Origin of the sequence: Bisbaumannia pacifica, from assembly GCF_007989625.1 — a bacterium.
GTDB lineage: Bacteria > Pseudomonadota > Gammaproteobacteria > Pseudomonadales > Halomonadaceae > Bisbaumannia > Bisbaumannia pacifica.
Genome location: NZ_BJUK01000008.1, coordinates 47,913 through 65,548, shown reverse-complemented (window position 1 = coordinate 65,548; position 17,636 = coordinate 47,913). Strand labels below are relative to the sequence as shown.

The window sequence follows — 17,636 nt, the reverse complement described above, 5'->3', positions numbered from 1 at the left end:
CTCGGGGAAGGGGCCTGCGGCCCCATCGCGCGCTAAGGCGTGCTCCTGCTGACGGGTCTGGGAAACCGCAGGCGCGTGCTTTCGGCTTCCCGCTTCTGATTTACGGCGTTACTGGCAGGCCTCGCAGCCCAGCTCGTCGATATCGCCCGCCGAGGGGGCCCGGGAGCCGCTGCCGCTCTGGCCCTGCAGGAAGTCCTCGATACCGCGGGGCTCGCTGGCCTCCGGCTTGGCCGACGGGGCCGGGGCGGCGCCGGGTGCGGTACCACTACCATTACTGACCGCATTGAGCTTGCCGCGATCCACGGTGGACTTCTCCACCGAGGTGGCACCCAGGGCGCGCAGGTAGTAGGTGGTCTTGAGGCCGCGGAACCAGGCCATGCGGTAGGTCACGTCGAGCTTCTTGCCGGAGACCCCCTGGATATAGAGGTTCAGCGACTGGGCCTGGTCGATCCACTTCTGGCGCCGGGCGGCGGCTTCCACCAGCCACTTGGGTTCCACCTCGAAGGCGGAGGCGTACTTGGCCTTGAGGTCGTCCGGGATGCGGTCGATGGGCTGCACGCTGCCGTCGTAGTACTTGAGGTCGTTGATCATCACCTCGTCCCACAGGCCGCGCTCCTTGAGGTCGTGGACCAGGTAGGCGTTGACCACGGTGAACTCGCCGGAGAGGTTCGACTTGACGAAGAGGTTCTGATAGGTCGGCTCGATGGACTGCGAGACGCCACAGATATTGGAGATGGTCGCGGTCGGGGCGATGGCCATCACGTTGGAGTTGCGCATGCCCTGGGCGGCGATCTTGTCGCGGATGCGGTCCCAGTCCTGGGTGGCGCTGGTGTCGATCTCGATGTACTTCTCGCCACGCTCCAGGCGCAGCTTCTCGATGGAGTCGATGGGCAGCACGCCCTGGCTCCACAGCGAGCCCTCGAAGCTCTCGTAGTGGCCGCGCTCGGCGGCCAGGTCGCTGGAGGCCTCGATGGCGTGGTAGCTGACCAGCTCCATGGAGCGGTCGGCGAAGGTTACCGCCTCCTGGGAGGCGTAGGCGATGCCCTGCTTGTAGAGGGCATCCTGGAAGCCCATGATGCCCAGCCCCACCGGACGGTGCTTGAGGTTGGAGCGCTTGGCCTGGGGCACCGCGTAGTAGTTGATGTCGATGACGTTATCGAGCATCCGCACGGCGGTGCGCACGGTCCGCTGGAGCTTGGCATCGTCGAGTTCGCCGTCCACCACGTGCTGGGCCAGGTTGATGGAGCCCAGGTTGCACACCGCGATCTCGTCGACGCTGGTGTTGAGGGTGATCTCGGTGCACAGGTTGGAGCTGTGGACCACGCCGGCATGCTGCTGGGGGCTGCGCAGGTTGCACGGATCCTTGAAGGTGATCCACGGGTGGCCGGTCTCGAACAGCATGGAGAGCATCTTGCGCCACAGGTCCTTGGCCTTGACGCGCTTGAACAGCTTGAGCTGGCCGGTGCGGGTCATCTCCTCGTACTCGGCGTAGCGCTTCTCGAAGGCGGCGCCATAGAGGTCGTGGAGGTCCGGGCAGGTGGACGGCGAGAACAGGGTCCACTCCTGGTCGTCGAAGACCCGCTTCATGAACAGGTCCGGCACCCAGTTGGCGGTGTTCATGTCGTGGGTACGACGGCGGTCGTCACCGGTGTTCTTGCGCAGCTCGAGGAACTCCTCGATATCCAGGTGCCAGGTCTCCAGGTAGGCGCAGACCGCGCCCTTGCGCTTGCCGCCCTGGTTGACCGCCACGGCGGTGTCGTTGACCACCTTGAGGAAGGGCACCACGCCCTGGGACTTGCCGTTGGTACCCTTGATGTAGGAGCCCAGGGCGCGCACCGGGGTCCAGTCGTTGCCCAGGCCGCCGGCCCACTTGGAGAGCAGGGCGTTGTCGCGGATGGCGCTGTAGATGCTGTCCAGGTCGTCGGGCACGGTGGTCAGGTAGCAGCTGGAGAGCTGGCTGCGCTGGGTGCCGGAGTTGAACAGGGTCGGGGTGGAGGCCATGTAGTCGAAGCTGGAGAGCAGCTCGTAGAACTCGATGGCCCGCGCCTCGCGGTCGTCCTCGTTGAGCGCCAGGCCCATGGCCACGCGCATGAACATCACCTGGGGCAGCTCGTAGCGTACGTCATCCTTGTGGATGAAGTAGCGGTCATAGAGGGTCTGCAGGCCCAGGTAAGTGAAGGCGTTGTCGCGGCTGTGATCCAGGGCGTCGCCCAGGCGCTCGAGGTCGAACTCGGCGAGCTTGTCGTCGAGCTGCTCGAACTCGATGCCCTTGGCCACATAGGCCTTGAAGGCGGGCTTGTAGAGTTCGGCCATGTCGCTGTAGGTGGCGTCCTCGGCGATGCCCAGGAAGGACAGCGCCTCGCGGCGCAGGCTGTCCTGCAGCAGGCGCGCGGTGACGTAGGTGTAGTTGGGCTCCTTCTCCACCAGGGTGCGGGCGGTCATCATCAGCGCCTGGGAGACGCCGTCGATGGTCACGCCGTCGTAGAGGTTCTTCAGGGAGTCCTCGACGATCTTGCCCGGCTCGACGTTGGCCAGCTCTTCGCAGGCGTCATGCACCAGGGTCTCGACGCGGCCCAGGTCCAGCGGCTGGCGGCTGCCGTCGGGCAGGGTGACATTGAGGGTCGGGTGGGGCTTCTCGATATCGCCGCCGGCGGCGGCGCGGGCCCGGGCGTGCTCCTCGCGGTAGAGCACATAGGCGCGGGCGACCTTCTGCTCGCCGGCGCGCATCAGCGCCAGCTCCACCTGGTCCTGGATATCCTCGATATGCAGGGTGCCGCCATCGGGCAGGCGGCGCTGGAAGGCCTCGACGATGGCCTGGCTGGCCTGGGCCACGAAGTCCCGAACCCGTGACGAGGTGCCGGCGTTGTCCCCCTCCACGGCGATAAAGGCCTTGGTCATGGCGACGCCGATCTTGCTGGCGTCGAAGGCGACCACGTCGCCGTTGCGCTTGATCACCCGCAGTTGTTGGGGGGCGGTCACGTTCACAGACGTCTTGCCGGGGGTAAGGGTGGTATCCATGGCGCCGTGTATCCCTGACGATGGTTGGTGGATGAAGCGAAGTCGCGTCGACGCCGTGCGTTGAAAACCCGCGGGAAGCGGCGTCGTTGGCGCCCCGAGCGGGGCGTTTGACAGTGGTGCCCGGAATTGCTAGGGGCACACCATCTTGTGGCGAGTCAGTCGGTGAGCACAAGATAGTGTGCTCCGTGGCTTTCATCAAGTGGATAACTTGTGCGTATCTTGTGACTCTTCTGGGGGCGGTTGGCAGAGGCGGCGAGGGAGGCACCGGGGTGCGGTTTCGCGATTGATTCAGATAACCCTTATTATCTTCCGTCTTCGACGTTTTCGTTACCGGTAATGGCGACGAAAATGCGCCACATGAGATAACCTAGGGTCGGAGCGACCTCGGACGGCCAGTCGCCACAAGGGGGGACTCATATGAACAAGGAAACGCACTCATGGGAGTGGATGGCAGCGTGACAAGCAGCGACCGGGAACATGTGTTGATCGTCGAAGACGATGAGCGTCTCGCCGATCTGACACGCGACTATCTGGAGGCCAATGGCTTCCGCGTCAGCGTCGAGGCCGATGGCGCCAAGGGGGTGGCGCGGATTCTCGAGCTGCAGCCGGACCTGGTGATCCTGGACCTGATGCTGCCCGGGGAGGATGGGCTGTCGATCTGCCGCCGGGTGCGCGGCGATTATCAGGGCCCCATCCTGATGCTGACCGCCCGCACCGATGACATGGATCAGGTGTTGGGCCTGGAGATGGGCGCCGACGACTATGTGCCCAAGCCGGTGCAGCCGCGGGTGCTGCTGGCGCGCATGCGTGCCCTGCTGCGCCGCGCCGAGGCCAGCGAGGCGAGCGGCGAGGCGCAGCTGCGCTTCCGCGACCTGGCCATCGACAGCGCCACCCGGGAGGCCTGGCTGAACGGCGAGCGCATCGACCTGACCAGCGCCGAGTTCGATCTGCTCTGGTTACTGGCCAGCAATGCCGGGCGGGTGCTGACCCGGGAGGAGATCTTCGCCCAGCTGCGCGGCATCAAGTATGACGGTCAGGACCGTTCCATCGACGTGCGGGTCTCGCGGATCCGCCCCAAGATCGGTGATGACCCCAACCAGCCGCATCGCATCAAGACGGTTCGCAGCAAGGGCTACCTCTTCGTCAAGGACGGCTGATGCCGACCCGTCTCCTGCCCCGGCCCCTGGCCGACAGCACCTTCCTGCGGGTCTATGCCCTGCTGGCCCTGGCCCTGGTGGTGATCGGTGGCCTGGCCCTGGGGAGCTTCGCGGTGATCGATCAGGTGCGCCGCGAGCACTACCGGGAGCGGTTGGCCAGCGCTCCCATGCTGGTCTTGACCCATCGCTATGCCAGCCTGCCCGAGGCGGTCCGGGACGCCTGGCTGGTACAGCGTTCCCGGGAGCTGGATATCCGGTTGTCGGTGGCGCCTATCGCGACTCTGCCGCTCAATTACTTCGAACGCACCCGCCTCGACGAGGGCCAGACCCTGGTGGAGCCAAGGGCGGGGCAAGGCTGGCTGTTGCGCCGCCAGCTGCCCGACCACGCGAGCCTGATGGTGGCGGAGCTCGACAGCCTCAACGAGCAGCAGCTACGTGGCCTGGCGGTGGAGCTGGGACGCTGGCTGAACCAGGCCTCTCCCAGTGAGCGTGAGGCCCGGCTGAGCCTGCTGGCCGAGACGGCCCTGCCGGTCAGCCTCGGCGACAGGCCCCCCGAGGGCTGGGCCCAGGCGCCGCCGTCGCGCCTTCAGGAGGCGGAGGTGACCATTCGCCTGCTGCCCCAGCGCTGGGCCATCTCCCTCTATCTGCCGCTGCCCGGCGGCGAGGCCGGCCAGGGCCAGTGGCTGGAGGTAGGGCCCATGGAGGCCTTCGAGCCCATGCCGATGAGCCTGGCCCTGCTGCTGATCGGTGTGCTGCTGATGGGACTGGCGGCCAGCATCTACTTGATCGTGCGCGGCCTGGAGTCGCGGATGGCGGGGCTGGAGCAGGCGGCGACGCGGATCGCCGCCGGCCATCTGGATACCCGGGTCAAGGTGGAGAGCGGCGATTTCCTGGGACGCCTGGGCATGGCCTTCAATGGCATGGCGGCCCGGGTGCAGTCGCTGCTGCGCACCCAGCAGGAGATGATTCGCGCCGTCTCCCATGAGCTACGCACCCCGGTGGCACGCATCCGCTTCGCGGTGCAGATGGTCGAGGACATGACCGAGGATGGCGGCATTCGCCGCCAGCTGCAGGGCATCGATGCCGATATCGAGGAACTCGATGCCCTGGTGGACGAGATCCTCACCTATGCGCGCCTGGGGGGCGACCCCGCTCAGGGGCAGGTACTCAGCTTCGAGAGCCTGGATTGCCGGGAGATGGCGCAACGGGTGGTGGAGGCCCTGGCGCCGCTGCATGGGGACCTCGACCTGCTGCTGGTGCCCGGCTCCCCGGTGGAGGCCCAGGCCGATCCGCGCTATCTGCAGCGCGCCCTGCAGAACCTGGTGGCCAATGCCTGTCGCCACGCCAACGGCCGGGTCGAGGTACGCCTGACCCAGGAACCCTGGGCGCTGCGTATCGATGTGGAGGATGACGGTCCCGGGGTACCTGTGCGGGCCCGGGAGGGGATCTTCAAGCCCTTCGCCCGCCTCGACGACAGTCGCACCCGCCGCTCCGGCGGCTATGGCCTGGGGCTCTCCATCGTTCAGAAGGTGATGGCCTGGCATGGTGGCAGCGTGGCGGTGGACGACAGTCCGCATCTGGGCGGCGCCCGCTTTAGCCTATTATTGCCCCTGGAACGCCGCTGAGTCCTCTTGCGCTTCGTGCCGTGGACGATAGCCGCTCTCCATTACTCTCTACCACGTTCGGCGGCGCGTGCTTTGGCCGCTCTTTAGGCCGGCTTGATGCCCTCCAGTACCGCGAAGGAGGTCTCCCGGGCGGTGCGCAGGAAGTCCTCCATCCAGGGGGCATCGCGGTTCTCTTCGCGGATCGCCGCGAAGAGGGTGCTCCAGACGCCGCCGTCACCCAGCGCCACGCCTCGCACGTAGTCCCGCTCCAGGTACTCGGTGAGCGCCCAGTTGGGTAGCGCACAGACGCCGCGGCCGCTGGCCACCAGCTGCATCATCATGATGGTCAGCTCGGCGGTGCGTACCTCCTTGGGCTTGACCCCGGCAGGGTCGAGGAACTGGGTGAAGACATCCAGGCGTCCCTGCTCCACCGGGTAGATGATCAGGGTCTCCTCGGCCAGGTCCTGGGGCAGCACATAGGGGCGTTCGGCGAAGGGGTGCTGCTTGGCCACCGCCAGGAGACCCTGGTAGCGGAACAGCGGTTCATAAAAGACCCCCGGCAGGGGCTGGGGGTCGGCGGTGATCACCAGGTCGAGCTGCTCCCGGGCCAGGGCGGGCAGCGGGTCGAAGTTGTGGCCGCTGGGAATGTCCACCTCGACTTCCGGCCAGTGATCGCGGAAGTGGTCGATGGTGGGCATCAGCCACTGGAAGCAGCTATGGCATTCGATGGCCATATGCAGGCGGCCCTGCTCGTTGCCGGCGAGGCGCGCCAGGTCGCGCTCGGCCATGCGCACCTGCGGCAGCACCTGCTCGGCCAGCGCCAGCAGGCGCTGGCCGGCGCGGGTGAACTCCACCGGACGGGTCTTGCGCAGGAAGAGGGGGTTACCCAGGCGTTCCTCCAGGTCCTTGATCTGGTGGGAGAGGGCCGACTGGGTCAGATGCACGCGTTCGGCGGCTTCCACCAGGGAACCGGCATCGCGCAAGGCGACCAGGGTGCGTAGGTGTCGCAGTTCCAGCATGAGTATGAGCTTATTTCACTTTAATGATTAATTAATTTAGTTTGATTCACTTATCTTGGCCAGCCAGACTTTCCTCCATGCTTATAGTGATTAATACCATAAAAAAGGTTTTTAATATCTCTAGGGAATAGATATGGCGCTGACACATCCCCTGGGCTATCCACGGAGCGGCGCCGAGGAGGAACTGGCCCGGGGCTACCCTGGGGCCAAGGGCCCCGGCGCCTGATATGCTGGTGGCGGAGTCTCAGACGTTGCAAGGAGTTCGCATGTCCCGCATCCCCCCTATCCTGCGTGGTTCGCTGTGGCTGGGAAGCCTACTGGCCCTGGCCGGCTGTGCCGTGGCGCCCGCGGAGCGGCCCGTGGTGGAGAGCCGCCCCGGCATCGACGGCGCCCCGGTCGCGGCGGAAGACGCTACCCAGGTACGGCCCACGGCGCCGCTGTTGCCCTCGGCGCTCTTTCCCGGCGATGCCGAGGAGTTTATCGCCTGGCGCTGCACCCCGGCCCAGGACCTGGTGGCCGCCTTCGGTGAGGAAGAACTGCGCCTCTGGTCGGCCCATGGCGGCTATCGCCTGACTCCGGCGGTGGTGGCCTCCGGCGCCCGCTACGAGCAGGCGGGGCTGAGCTTCTGGAATCGCGGCGATACCGCCCTGGTGGAGAGCGACCATGGCCGCCTGGAGTGTCGCGGCGATATCGCCCGGCGGGCCCTGACCCGGGAGCAGCGCCCCGGGGTGATGTTCCACGGACGCGGCAACGAGCCGGGCTGGGCGGTGAGCCTGGCCCATGACGTGCCGGAGCTGGACCTGACCCTGGACTATGGCCAGCGTGAGCTGAGCCTGCCTTACCGGGTTACCGAGATCGATAACGACGCCGGCCGGATGGTACTGGCCAGTGGCCGTGCCGATACCCCCTTTACCCTGACCCTGGAGGCCCGGGCCTGCTTCGATGACATGAGCGGCGAGCCCTTCCCGGCCAGGGTCACCCTGGAGCTCGGGGGGCGTCAGTACCGGGGCTGCGGCCAGGGCATCGCCCCCTGAGCGGTGTGTCGAGGCAAGGCGGCAATCCTTTTATTTTTTAGAAAGGTTGCCGCGTTTTTTTGCGCTTATCATCTCAAAAAATACATTTAAAATGGCGATCATTAGCTCAGCAACGGTCCATGACCCGTTGTCCCTTCGATCAGGAGAATCGCCATGACCACCAAGATCCTCGTTATCACCAGCTCCATCCTCGGCGGCAACTCCCAGGCCCTGGCCGACCACCTGGTCGCCCAAGCGGCTCGCCGCGACGACCTCAGCGTGACTCGCCGCGACCTGGTGGCCGATGACCTGCCCCACCTGGGCCTCGCCGAGCTGGGTAGCTGGCAGGTGGATGCCGCCGAGCGCAGCGCCGAGCAGCAGGCCCTGGCGGCCCGCTCCGATGCGCTGATCGAGGAGCTCAATGCCCATGACCAGGTGGTGCTGGCGGTGCCCATGTACAACTTCGGGGTACCCAGCCAGCTCAAGGCCTGGTTCGATCGGGTGATGCGCGCCGGGGTCACCTTCCGTTACACCGAGAACGGTCCCCAAGGCCTAGTGGAAGGCAAGCGTGCCCTGCTGTTGTTGGCCCGGGGCGGCCAGTACGTCGGGACGCCCATGGACACCCAGACCCCGCATCTCAAGGCGATGCTCGGCATGATCGGCATCTCCGAGGTGGACAGCATCTTCGCCGAGGGCCTCAATATGGGCCACCAGGAGGCCGCTATGGGCGAGGCGAAGACGGCCATCGAGCAGTGGGTCGCCCAGCTCTAAACCCCATTACCTCCCATGAGACACGGCGCCCCCGAGGAATCGGGGGCGCCGTTTTTGTGGGGGCTCGAGGCTAGCAGTGGCTCGGGGCCTCGACGAGCCACTCGGCGGCCACGAAGCGGCTGGTGCACAGTGGCGGCTCCGGGCCCAGCAGCCGCGAGGCCAGGCGTGCCAGGGCCTGGCGGCGGTCGCCATCGGCCGGGTAGGGGCCCTGTAGTTGCTCGCTTACCGGCAGTGGCTGCCAGGCGTCGCCCGCGCGGCTCGCCAGGCTGAAGGCGAAGGGGTGGAAGCCCGGGAAGCCCAGGCGCAGGTCGGTGGCGATCAGGGTCTCCTGCCCCCGGTGGTCCCGAACCTCGTAGCGCAGGAAGGGACCGGCGAACCAGGCCAGGCGCTGGCCGCGGGGATGGCTCTGGGCCAGGGGCAGCCACTCGACGCCGCGGCGATAACGCTCCAGGGTCGGCTCGACGGCGCCATCGAACAGCCCCACCAGGGCCTCGTAGTGGTCGTCGCCGTCGATCAGCGTAGCTCGCCATAGCAGGGTATTGAAGGGGGTCGGCTGTACCAGCCGAGGCGCCGATTCGAGCCCCCGGTCCGCCAACACCGGCGCCAGGCGCTGCTCCACCGCGAGCTTGGCGCCGGCGGCGAAGAGCAGGTAGGCGCCGGCGAGTGTCAGCCCCCAGGCGCAGGCGCGATGGACCCGGGCACCGGCCAGGGCGGCGAGGAGGCCGCCGAGCAGCGCCAGGCTATAGAGCGGATCGATGATAAAGACGATGGGATAGGCGACGGGGGCGACCGCCAGGGGCCACCATAGCTGGGTGCCATAGGTGGTCAGGGCATCCAGCAGCGGGTGGGTGAGCAGGCAGAGCAGAAAGAAGGCCCACCAACGACCCACGGAGATATCCCGGGCCGGGGCGAGGCGACGACAGAGCAGCGCCAGCAGGCTGGCGAGGCCCGTCAGCACGAACAGCGAATGGCTGAAGCCGCGATGTTCGGTGACATTGGCCACGGCGTCGCCGTAGTCGAGGACCACGTCCAGGTCCGGCAGGGTGCCCAGCAGGGCCCCGATCAGTACCGCCTTGCGGCCCAGTCGCCGCCCCAGTACCGCGCCTCCCACCGCCGCCCCCAGGGCCGCCTGGGTCAATGAATCCATGTGCTGCTCCTGTGCTCGCGGGCCTGTCGATATGAGGTCTCGCGGTGGCCGGGGTTCCCGTCAGCGGGCCCAGGCGGGGCCGGCGGCCAGGATACGCGCCTGCACCGGGCAGTCGTCCCGGTGGGCGCCGGGCAGATAGCCGCTGCTCATCAGGAACTCGCCGACGATCTCCGGGCCGGTAAAGCGGAAGGTGCGGCGAAACAGCTTGACCCAGTCGGCGTGACTCAGGGGGTGATGCGCCTCCAGCCAGGCGTGGAAGCCGCCGTGGGAGTCGCGCAGCTCGCGCACCACCCGGGCGTTATGAATCACCGCCTCGACCTTGAGACGATTGCGAATGATCCCGGCATCGGCCAGCAGCCGGGCGCGTTCGGCCTCGCCATAGGCGGCGACCCGATCGACCGCGAAGCCCTCGAACGCGGCCCGGAAGGCCGCGCGCTTGTTGAGCACGGTGAGCCAGGAGAGTCCCGCTTGATTGATCTCCAGCACCAGCCGCTCGAAGAGTTCCGCCTCGTCGCCGAGGGGGAAGCCATACTCATGATCATGGTAGGGCCCGTGCACGGGATGGGAGGGGGCCGTGTCGCAGTAGTGGGGCATGGTGACTCCTGTCGTGGCGGGGTATCCTGCCGTCGGTGCCTGAAAGCGGAGACGAGCGATGTTGGCAAGACGACTGTTACGCCGCCTGGTGCTGCCGGGGCTGGGCCTGGTGCTCTCGCCCCTGGCCGTTGCCGGGCCGCTGGTGGAGATGTGGAAAGACCCCAACTGCGGCTGTTGCACCGCCTGGGCGGAGCACCTGGAGGCCGAGGGCTTCGAGGTGCGTCTGCATGACACCCGGGAGATGCGCCAGGTCAAGATCGACCGGGGCGTGCCGCCGCGGCTCGCCTCCTGCCATACCGCGGTGGTGGACGGCTATGTGATCGAGGGCCATGTGCCCGCCGCCGATATCCGCCGCCTGCTGGAGGAGGGCCCCGAGGTGGCCGGCCTGGCGGTACCCGGCATGCCCCATGGCTCGCCGGGGATGGAGACCGGCCGCGTCGATGACTATGCGGTCTATAGCTGGCAGGTCGCAGACCCTGCCCCGGAGATCTTCCAACGCCATATTCAGCCGTAAAGGAGTCCCACCATGCAATACCTGCACACCATGGTCCGTGTCAGCGACCTGGAGGCGTCTCTCTACTTCTATTGCGACCTGCTGGGCATGATCGAGATCAGCCGCAAGGAGAGCGAGAAGGGACGCTTTACCCTGGTCTTCCTGGCCGCGCCGGAGGACGAGCTGGCGGCCCGGGAGGATCGTGCGCCGATGCTCGAGCTGACCCATAACTGGGACCCGGAGGCGTACACCGGGGGGCGCAACTTCGGCCACCTGGCCTATCGGGTCAACGATATCTATGCCCTGTGCGAAAGGCTGCAGGCCGGCGGCGTGACCATCAATCGCCCGCCGCGGGATGGCCATATGGCCTTCGTGAAGAGCCCCGATGGCATCTCCGTGGAGCTGCTCCAGGCCGGCGAGCCGTTGCCGCCCAAGACGCCCTGGAGCGAGATGGACAATCACGGCACCTGGTAAGGGGCGCCTTCGAAAAGACGCCGCCCGGGGGAACCCGGGCGGCGTCTCGTTATCGGGCAGCGCTCAATCCGGGCGGACCGCCATGCGCCCGCTGCCCAGGAAGATCAGCGCCGCGGCGCCGAACAGGAAGAGGCCCTGCAGCTCCAGCTGCCAGCCGCCGTTCTGATTGAGCATAAAGAGCTCCGAGGTGTGCACCAGGGCGATGGCCACCAGCATGTTGCCGGCCATCAGTAGCCCCGCCACCCGGGTCTGCCAGCCGACGATGGCCATGATCGGCGCGATCAGTTCGCCGATCAGTACCCCGTAGGCCAGGAAGCTGGGCAGCCCGTAGCCGGCCAGCAGGTCGCTGATCCAGTTGAGGCTGCCCGGATTCAGTAGCTTGCTGATGCCGTGCAGCAGCATGAGCACGCCGACCGAGAGGCGCAGGATCAGTTTGCCCAGGGCATCGTTATGAAGGGCTCGCAGCATAGGAAGGCTCCTTGATCGAGGCGGGAGAGGCCCCAGTCCATTTAGCATAGCCGCTTCATTGTTCCTCAGTTTGCGTATAAAGAAAATCCTGATGAAGCCCGCGGCGAGTGGCCGGAAGGGGCGCTGGTCAAGTCGCCAAGGATCGGGCACCCTTGAGTTTTTCGGATCGGCGAGAGGACGGATGATGATAAGGCCCTGGTGGATCGGCGCCCTGGCGATAAGTCTCCTGGCGGGCTGTGGCAGTACGCCGCCGGCCCCCGAGCGGGAGGTCGTGGCGCCGACGGCAAGCGGTGACTCCCCGGTGATCGGCCCGCGCTGGCAGCTGATCCTGCTGGGGACCGACGAGCGCTGGGAGGGGGCCGAGCCGGCCTGGTTCGAGGCCGAGTCCGGGCGGGGAGGGTGGCGCCTGACGGGGAGCGATGGCTGCCGTCGCCTGGAGGCCAACCTGGCCCTGGATGACGGTAATCGCATCGTCATCGAGGGGCTCGACAGCGGGCCTGACTGTGGCGGTGCCCCCCAGGCGCCTCGGGTCGCCGAGATGATGCAGGCCGCCCACCGCTACCTGATCGATCATGATCGGCTGGTGTTTTTCGGTCGCGACAGTCGGGTGCTGGGCGGCTTTCGGCGCCGCTGACCGCATCCTGTCGTGAAAAAGGCCGGGCCCGTGATACGGGCCCGGCCTTTTCGTCTGGCAAGCGCCGCACCTAGCGGGCGCGGGCCGGCAGCAGTCGCGCCTCGAGGACGATTAGGCCACGGGTGATGGCCGATGCGGTACGCGGCGCCAGGGGCGTGCACAGGGCCCAGGGCAGCAGCACCAGGGCGATGGCCAGGGAGCCGAAATAGATATCGCTGAACCAGTGGGCGCCGCCGAGGATTCGCGGGGCGCTGAACAGCACCACCAGGGCGGCACTCATCAGGCCGACGCGAGGCCCTGCGAAGCGCCACATAAAGGCGGCGAAGATCATCAGCATCAGGCCGTGGTCGCTGGGGAAGCTGCTCGCCGAGACCGCCTTGGTGGCGTAGTCCACCAGCTCGGTGACCCGCGTGGCGTTGTCGTAGACTAGGGTGGGGCTGGCATGACGGTAGGTGACGACATAAGCCTCGATGCGATTGACGATGCCGGCGGTCAGCAGCAGGGTCAGGCCGATTCCTCCCCAGCGCAGCCATCGATGCTCCCCCACCGGGTCGCGGCGGATGGCCCACAGCAGGACCGCGGCCATCGCCAGCAGGCTGATGCCGTCGAAGGCACGATGATTGGCAAGGGCCACCAGGTGCACCCAGGCCATGTTGTCCCCGTGCAGCCAGGCATTGGTGGTAAAGAAGACGGCATCGTCCAGTGCCTCCCAGATCAGCAGGTTGGGCGACCACCAGCCGAGGATCAGGGCGATCCCCAGCAGGTTGTAGAAGAGCAGCCGAGCCGGCGCGAAGTCGGGGTGTTGGGTGAGCATGGAGGGTGTCATCGGAGAGGACGTGGCGCCATTCTAGGCTAACCCCCGCAATGAGAACAGTGTTTCCCCCTCGACTGCTCTCATCGGCTTATTACTGCACCTACCAGCCGTGGCTGGCTACGACCGCGAGCGCGCCCGGTGCGCCTCGCCGCGACACGCTCATGCCGCTACTGCCTATACCAGCCGTGGCTGGCTATCACCGCGAGCGTGCCCGGTAAGCCTCGCCGCGACACGCTCATGCCGCTACTGCCTATACCAGCCGTGGCTGGCTATCACCGCGAGAGTGCCCGGTAAGCCTCGCCGCGACACGCTCATGCCGCTACTGCATATACCAGCCGTGGCTGGCCACGACCGACTGCCCGGTAAGGGCCGCCGAGGGGAAGGCGGCCAGGTGCAGGGCCACCTCGGCGATATCCTCCAGGGTGGTGAATTCCTGATCCACGGTGTCCTTGAGCATGATATCGCGGATCACCGCCTCCTCGGAGATGCCCAGCGCTCGGGCCTGATCGGGGATCTGCCGGTCCACCAGGGGAGTGCGCACGAAGCCGGGGCAGATCAGGTTGCTGCGTACGCCATGGGCCGCCCCCTCCTTGGCAACGGTACGGCACAGGCCCAGCAGGCCGTGCTTGGCGGTCACATAGGGGGCCTTGAGGGGCGAGGCCAGCTTGCTATGCACCGAGCCCATATAGAGCAGGCAGCCGCCACCCTGGGCGTACATCCGGCGCAGGGCCGCCCGGGTGATCAGGAAGGCGCCGTCCAGGTGTACCGCCAGCACTCTACGCCAGTCCGCCAGGCTCAGCTCGTGCAGCGGTTGGATATGCTGGATACCGGCATTGGCCAGGGCGATATCCAGGCGCCCCCAGTGAGCCACCAGGCGGGCCACCCCGGCCTCCACGGCGGCCTCGTCGGTCACGTCCATGGCCAACGCCAGGGCCTCGCCGCCGGCGTGGCGGATGGCCTCGGCGGCGGCCTCGGCGGCCTCGGCATCCAGGTCGGCGATGGCTACCCGGGCGCCCGCCGCGGCGTAGCGTTCGGCCACGGCACGGCCGATGCCGCCGGCGGCGCCGGTGATCAGCGCGGTCTTGTCATCGAGTCGCATCATGAAGTCTCCGAATCATTGGCCGCCATAGATTTCGCTAGGCAGCCAGGTGGCCAGGGGCGCATACAGGAACACTAGCAGCAGGCCCAACAACTGGATGGCCACGAAGGGGGCGACCCCTAGGTAGATGTGGCGGGTGGTGATGCCTGGCGGACAGACGCCCTTGATATAGAAGAGCGCGAAGCCCACCGGTGGCGTCAGGAAGGAGGTCTGCAAGCAGATGGCGAAGAGCATGGCGAACCATAGCGGGTCGACCCCCAGGCTCATGACCACCGGCGCCACCAAGGGCAGGATGATCAGGGTGATCTCCACCCAGTCGAGGAAGAAACCGAGCAGGAAGACCACCAGCAGGATGGTCAGCACGATCCCGGTCTCGTCGAAGGGCAGGCCGGTCAGGGCCAGGCGAACCACGTCGTCGCCGCCCAGGCCCCGCAGTACCGCGGCGAAGACGGTGGCACCGATAAAGATCGCGAAGATAAAAGCGGTGGTGCGGCTGGTCTGATAGAGCGCCTCACGCAGGGTGTGCAGGGTCAGACGGCGGTTGGCCAGGGCCAGTAGCATGGCCCCCAGGGCGCCTACCGCCGAGGCCTCGGTGGTGGTGGCGAAGCCGGTGAAAATGGAACCCAGCACGGCCAGGATCAGCGCCAAGGGCGGCAGCACCGCCTTGGCGACGCCCAGGAAGGCCGCCGCATCCAGTCGCTCGCGATCCTCGGGAGCCGGCGCCAGGTCCTTCTTCAGGTAGGCGGCGATCAAGATATAGGCGATATACATCAGTCCCAGCATGACGCCGGGTACCAGGGCCGCCATAAACAGGCGCCCCACCGAGGCCTCGGGGGTGCCCAGGCGATCGGCCATTAGCACCAGCATGATGCTGGGCGGCACCAGGATGCCCAGGGTCCCCACCGAGCAGGCGGTGCCCACCGCCAGGCACTTGTCGTACTTGGCGCGCATCATGGGTCCCAGGGAGAGCATGCCCAGCAGCACCACCGAAGCGCCGACGATACCCGTGGAGGCGGCCAGCAGTACGCCGACGATCACCACGGTGATGGCGTAACCACCGCGTAGCCCGCCCAGCACCCGCACCAGGGAACTGACCAGGCGCTCGGCGATGCCGGAGCGATCGAGCATGATGCCCATAAAGATAAACAGCGGCAGGGCCACCATCAGCTCATTGGCGACGATGCCATAGATGCGGCGATCCAGGGCGCCGATGGTGCCGGCCCAGCTGAACCACAGGTCGGCGTCGAAGAACTCCACCAGCCCATGACCGATCAGCGCGAAAAGGAAGCCGATGCCGGCCAGCGACCAGGCGACCGGGAAGCCGGCCAGCAGCAGGCCCATAAAGCTGGCGAACATCGCCAATACCAGGAATTGTTCCAGTCCCATGGAGAACCTCGTGACTCAGCGGGTGGGCGGCGAGCCGTCGCCCTCGAGGCGACGAGGAAAGCCGAACAGTAGGGTGGCGCAGCGCAGCGCCCGGGAGGCCAGGGCGATGGCGACCAGGGTCAGGCCGATGGGAATCAGGGTCTTGATAATGAAACGGTAGGGCAGGCCGCTGGGGGCCTGGGAGCGCTCGCCGCGCTCGAAGGCGCGGTAGCCGTAGGCATAGAGGGCATCCAGCATCAGGTAGAGGATCGGCAGGGCCAGCAGCACGATACCCAGCAGTTCGATCCAGGCCTGGGCGCGCGGTGAGAATTTCTCGTGCAGCACGTCCACCCGCACGTGGTCGTCGCTGACCACCGCATAGGCCAGGGTCAGGATCATGGTGGCGCCGAACAGGTGCCAGGCGAGTTCTTCCATGGCGATGGAACCACGCCCGAGGATAAAGCGGTTGACCACATTGGTCAGGACCACCGTCAGGGTGGCCAGCCATAGCCAGGAGACCGCTTGGCCGATGCGCAGGATGACGACGTCCAGGCGATGACTGACGCGGTTGGTGGGTAGCCCGGGGCTACCCGCCGGGGCATGGCCGGCGGAGGAATCGGGGGCAGGCATGGGGGACTCCAAAACGAACGGACCGCCACCCGCGGGCGGCGGTCGGGTCAGGGATCAGTCGCGGGCGAGGGCCTCGGGAGCATAGTAGCTGCGCGGCAGGTGACCCTTGTGGTGCCAGTTACCGTGCACCTCCATGAACTCCCGCTGACTTTCCAGGACCCGGGCGAACATCTCGTTCTCGGCGGCGATCTCGGCCTGCACCTCATTGGTGACCCGACGCAGCTCGGCGAGGACCTCGTCGGGCAACACCTGGGCGTTGACGCCTTCGGCCTCGAAGTCGCGCAGGGCCTGGGGCGTCTCGAACTCGCTCTGGGCGTAGCCATAGAGGGTGGCGGCGCGGCAGCCCATGTCGATCTGTGCCTGGCTCTGGGGCGAGAGGGCGTCCCAGCTCTCCTGGTTGACCAGCAGGTGGGCGGTGGTGAAGGTCTGGTGCCAGCCCGGCATGACATAGTTCTGGACGATCTCCTGCATGCCGAGGATACGGTCCACCGCCGGGGCGGAGAACTCGGTAGCATCGATCACGCCCCGTTCCATGGCCTGGTAGAGCTCGCCGCCGGGGATCATGGTCACCGAGGCGCCCAGGCGCTCGAGGACGCGCCCGCCGATACCGGCGAAGCGGATGCGCAGGCCATCGATCTGTTCCAGGGACTCCAGGGGCTCGGCGAACCAGCCGGCGGCCTCGGGGCCGATCATGCTGCACAGCAGGGGGTGGACGTCGTAGTCGGCGTAGATCTCCTCGAGCAGCTCGGCGCCGCCGCCGAAGTAGTGCCAGGCCAGGTAGGCGGGAGGCTCCATGCCGAAGGGGGCACCGGAGAAGAGCGGCAGGGCGGGAATGCTGCCCTGGTCATAGCCGACCCAAGTGTAGCCGGCGTCGTAGATACCTTGAGAGACCGCGTCGAGGATCTCGAAGGGCGGGATCAGCTCACCGGGTTCGTAGTAGCGCAGGGTGATGTTGCCGTCGGAGGTCTGCTCCAGTGACTCGCTGAGGTAGCGTACCGGCGTGCTCAGGCCCACCAGATGAGAGGGGAAGGCGATGGGGACCTGCCAGCGGACCCGCTCCTGGGCCTCGACCTGGGTGGCGGTCATGGGCAGGGCGGCGGTGCCCAGCATCACGGCGGTAACGGCGGCGGTCAGCGGGGCGGCACGGAAGGTCTGGCGTGAGAGTGGCATGCGGACTCCTAGTCTCATTGTTGTGAGGAGGTGCCGTCGTCGCGGCACTTGCCCGATCAAATGCAGATGCCGTGCCAGAAAAGAAAATTTGTTTTAAAACAGCAAGTTGAGTGGTTTTGGTAAGGTCTGGGCCGCTTGAGTGTCCGTATTTTCGGACGATGTTGGA

General features: G+C 66.8%; 17 protein-coding genes. 7 read left to right on the top strand and 10 right to left on the bottom strand.

From position 1 onward, the window contains the following. Positions 1-108 precede the first annotated feature (108 nt). Positions 109-3,018 carry a ribonucleoside-diphosphate reductase subunit alpha gene (locus HPA02_RS05060; RefSeq protein WP_146801997.1) on the bottom strand — a complete coding sequence of 970 codons (2,910 nt, stop codon included), beginning with the start codon at positions 3,016-3,018 and terminating at the stop codon, positions 109-111. 437 nt (positions 3,019-3,455) lie between these two features. Here HPA02_RS05060 and HPA02_RS05055 point away from each other — a divergent pair, with 437 nt between their 5' ends. Together HPA02_RS05055 and HPA02_RS05050 are read left to right on the top strand one after the other, a co-directional pair. Beyond that, on the top strand, positions 3,456-4,175 hold the full coding sequence (locus HPA02_RS05055) for a response regulator (protein ID WP_146801996.1): 720 nt from the start codon (positions 3,456-3,458) through the stop codon (positions 4,173-4,175). After that, the gene (locus tag HPA02_RS05050) at positions 4,175-5,800 is read left to right on the top strand and encodes an ATP-binding protein (protein ID WP_146801995.1); all 1,626 of its coding nucleotides are present in this window, start codon (positions 4,175-4,177) and stop codon (positions 5,798-5,800) included. The genes HPA02_RS05055 and HPA02_RS05050 overlap by 1 nt, the downstream gene beginning before the upstream one ends. A gap of 83 nt (positions 5,801-5,883) precedes the next feature. On the opposite strand, the gene HPA02_RS05045 is transcribed toward HPA02_RS05050, so the two are convergent. Continuing rightward, positions 5,884-6,798, bottom strand: coding sequence for a LysR family transcriptional regulator (locus HPA02_RS05045; protein WP_146801994.1), 915 nt, complete (start codon positions 6,796-6,798; stop codon positions 5,884-5,886). Between the two features lie 266 nt (positions 6,799-7,064). On the opposite strand from HPA02_RS05045, the gene HPA02_RS05040 reads away from it, so the two are divergent. After that, entirely contained in the window at positions 7,065-7,832 is a 768-nt protein-coding gene (locus HPA02_RS05040; RefSeq protein ID WP_146801993.1) for an MliC family protein, read from the top strand. 153 nt (positions 7,833-7,985) lie between these two features. Continuing rightward, positions 7,986-8,582: an FMN-dependent NADH-azoreductase gene (locus tag HPA02_RS05035; RefSeq protein WP_146801992.1), complete on the top strand. Its 597-nt coding sequence runs from the start codon at positions 7,986-7,988 to the stop codon at positions 8,580-8,582. 70 nt (positions 8,583-8,652) lie between these two features. Here HPA02_RS05035 and HPA02_RS05030 read toward each other — a convergent pair whose 3' ends face one another. Further along, complete coding sequence (locus HPA02_RS05030; protein ID WP_146801991.1) at positions 8,653-9,729, bottom strand: metal-dependent hydrolase; 1,077 nt, start codon at positions 9,727-9,729, stop codon at positions 8,653-8,655. Positions 9,730-9,789: 60 nt separating this feature from the next. Further along, the gene (locus tag HPA02_RS05025; RefSeq protein ID WP_146801990.1) at positions 9,790-10,323 is read right to left on the bottom strand and encodes a DNA-3-methyladenine glycosylase I; all 534 of its coding nucleotides are present in this window, start codon (positions 10,321-10,323) and stop codon (positions 9,790-9,792) included. Positions 10,324-10,381: 58 nt separating this feature from the next. Between HPA02_RS05025 and HPA02_RS05020 the strand changes: the two genes are divergently transcribed. Both HPA02_RS05020 and HPA02_RS05015 read left to right on the top strand, forming a co-directional pair. After that, complete coding sequence (locus HPA02_RS05020; RefSeq protein ID WP_146801989.1) at positions 10,382-10,837, top strand: DUF411 domain-containing protein; 456 nt, start codon at positions 10,382-10,384, stop codon at positions 10,835-10,837. 12 nt (positions 10,838-10,849) lie between these two features. Next, positions 10,850-11,290, top strand: coding sequence for a VOC family protein (locus HPA02_RS05015; protein ID WP_146801988.1), 441 nt, complete (start codon positions 10,850-10,852; stop codon positions 11,288-11,290). 63 nt (positions 11,291-11,353) lie between these two features. Here HPA02_RS05015 and HPA02_RS05010 read toward each other — a convergent pair whose 3' ends face one another. Next, the gene (locus HPA02_RS05010; protein WP_146801987.1) at positions 11,354-11,758 is read right to left on the bottom strand and encodes a DoxX family protein; all 405 of its coding nucleotides are present in this window, start codon (positions 11,756-11,758) and stop codon (positions 11,354-11,356) included. Positions 11,759-11,939: 181 nt separating this feature from the next. Here HPA02_RS05010 and HPA02_RS05005 point away from each other — a divergent pair, with 181 nt between their 5' ends. Further along, positions 11,940-12,392, top strand: coding sequence for an META domain-containing protein (locus HPA02_RS05005; protein ID WP_146801986.1), 453 nt, complete (start codon positions 11,940-11,942; stop codon positions 12,390-12,392). A gap of 70 nt (positions 12,393-12,462) precedes the next feature. Here HPA02_RS05005 and HPA02_RS05000 read toward each other — a convergent pair whose 3' ends face one another. From HPA02_RS05000 to HPA02_RS04980, 5 genes are all read right to left on the bottom strand, one after another. Further along, positions 12,463-13,206 carry a phosphatase PAP2 family protein gene (locus HPA02_RS05000; RefSeq protein ID WP_244945863.1) on the bottom strand — a complete coding sequence of 248 codons (744 nt, stop codon included), beginning with the start codon at positions 13,204-13,206 and terminating at the stop codon, positions 12,463-12,465. Positions 13,207-13,525: 319 nt separating this feature from the next. Continuing rightward, on the bottom strand, positions 13,526-14,308 hold the full coding sequence (locus tag HPA02_RS04995) for a 3-hydroxybutyrate dehydrogenase (RefSeq protein ID WP_244945862.1): 783 nt from the start codon (positions 14,306-14,308) through the stop codon (positions 13,526-13,528). A 12-nt stretch (positions 14,309-14,320) separates the two neighbouring features. Continuing rightward, positions 14,321-15,691, bottom strand: coding sequence for a TRAP transporter large permease (locus HPA02_RS04990; RefSeq protein WP_146801984.1), 1,371 nt, complete (start codon positions 15,689-15,691; stop codon positions 14,321-14,323). A gap of 15 nt (positions 15,692-15,706) precedes the next feature. Next, complete coding sequence (locus tag HPA02_RS04985; protein ID WP_146801983.1) at positions 15,707-16,300, bottom strand: TRAP transporter small permease subunit; 594 nt, start codon at positions 16,298-16,300, stop codon at positions 15,707-15,709. A 54-nt stretch (positions 16,301-16,354) separates the two neighbouring features. Continuing rightward, positions 16,355-17,470, bottom strand: coding sequence for a TRAP transporter substrate-binding protein (locus HPA02_RS04980; protein ID WP_186809930.1), 1,116 nt, complete (start codon positions 17,468-17,470; stop codon positions 16,355-16,357). Between the last annotated feature and the right edge of the window lie 166 nt (positions 17,471-17,636).

Excerpts from the sequence above, each read along its gene's own strand:
- HPA02_RS05060 (WP_146801997.1), bottom strand. The coding sequence starts at position 3,018 with ATGGATACCACCCTTACCCCCGGCAAGACGTCTGTGAACGTGACCGCC.
- HPA02_RS05055 (WP_146801996.1), top strand. The coding sequence starts at position 3,456 with ATGGGAGTGGATGGCAGCGTGACAAGCAGCGACCGGGAACATGTGTTG.
- HPA02_RS05050 (WP_146801995.1), top strand. The coding sequence starts at position 4,175 with ATGCCGACCCGTCTCCTGCCCCGGCCCCTGGCCGACAGCACCTTCCTG.
- HPA02_RS05045 (WP_146801994.1), bottom strand. The coding sequence starts at position 6,798 with ATGCTGGAACTGCGACACCTACGCACCCTGGTCGCCTTGCGCGATGCC.
- HPA02_RS05040 (WP_146801993.1), top strand. The coding sequence starts at position 7,065 with ATGTCCCGCATCCCCCCTATCCTGCGTGGTTCGCTGTGGCTGGGAAGC.
- HPA02_RS05035 (WP_146801992.1), top strand. The coding sequence starts at position 7,986 with ATGACCACCAAGATCCTCGTTATCACCAGCTCCATCCTCGGCGGCAAC.
- HPA02_RS05030 (WP_146801991.1), bottom strand. The coding sequence starts at position 9,729 with ATGGATTCATTGACCCAGGCGGCCCTGGGGGCGGCGGTGGGAGGCGCG.
- HPA02_RS05025 (WP_146801990.1), bottom strand. The coding sequence starts at position 10,323 with ATGCCCCACTACTGCGACACGGCCCCCTCCCATCCCGTGCACGGGCCC.
- HPA02_RS05020 (WP_146801989.1), top strand. The coding sequence starts at position 10,382 with ATGTTGGCAAGACGACTGTTACGCCGCCTGGTGCTGCCGGGGCTGGGC.
- HPA02_RS05015 (WP_146801988.1), top strand. The coding sequence starts at position 10,850 with ATGCAATACCTGCACACCATGGTCCGTGTCAGCGACCTGGAGGCGTCT.
- HPA02_RS05010 (WP_146801987.1), bottom strand. The coding sequence starts at position 11,758 with ATGCTGCGAGCCCTTCATAACGATGCCCTGGGCAAACTGATCCTGCGC.
- HPA02_RS05005 (WP_146801986.1), top strand. The coding sequence starts at position 11,940 with ATGATGATAAGGCCCTGGTGGATCGGCGCCCTGGCGATAAGTCTCCTG.
- HPA02_RS05000 (WP_244945863.1), bottom strand. The coding sequence starts at position 13,206 with ATGCTCACCCAACACCCCGACTTCGCGCCGGCTCGGCTGCTCTTCTAC.
- HPA02_RS04995 (WP_244945862.1), bottom strand. The coding sequence starts at position 14,308 with ATGATGCGACTCGATGACAAGACCGCGCTGATCACCGGCGCCGCCGGC.
- HPA02_RS04990 (WP_146801984.1), bottom strand. The coding sequence starts at position 15,691 with ATGGGACTGGAACAATTCCTGGTATTGGCGATGTTCGCCAGCTTTATG.
- HPA02_RS04985 (WP_146801983.1), bottom strand. The coding sequence starts at position 16,300 with ATGCCTGCCCCCGATTCCTCCGCCGGCCATGCCCCGGCGGGTAGCCCC.
- HPA02_RS04980 (WP_186809930.1), bottom strand. The coding sequence starts at position 17,470 with ATGCCACTCTCACGCCAGACCTTCCGTGCCGCCCCGCTGACCGCCGCC.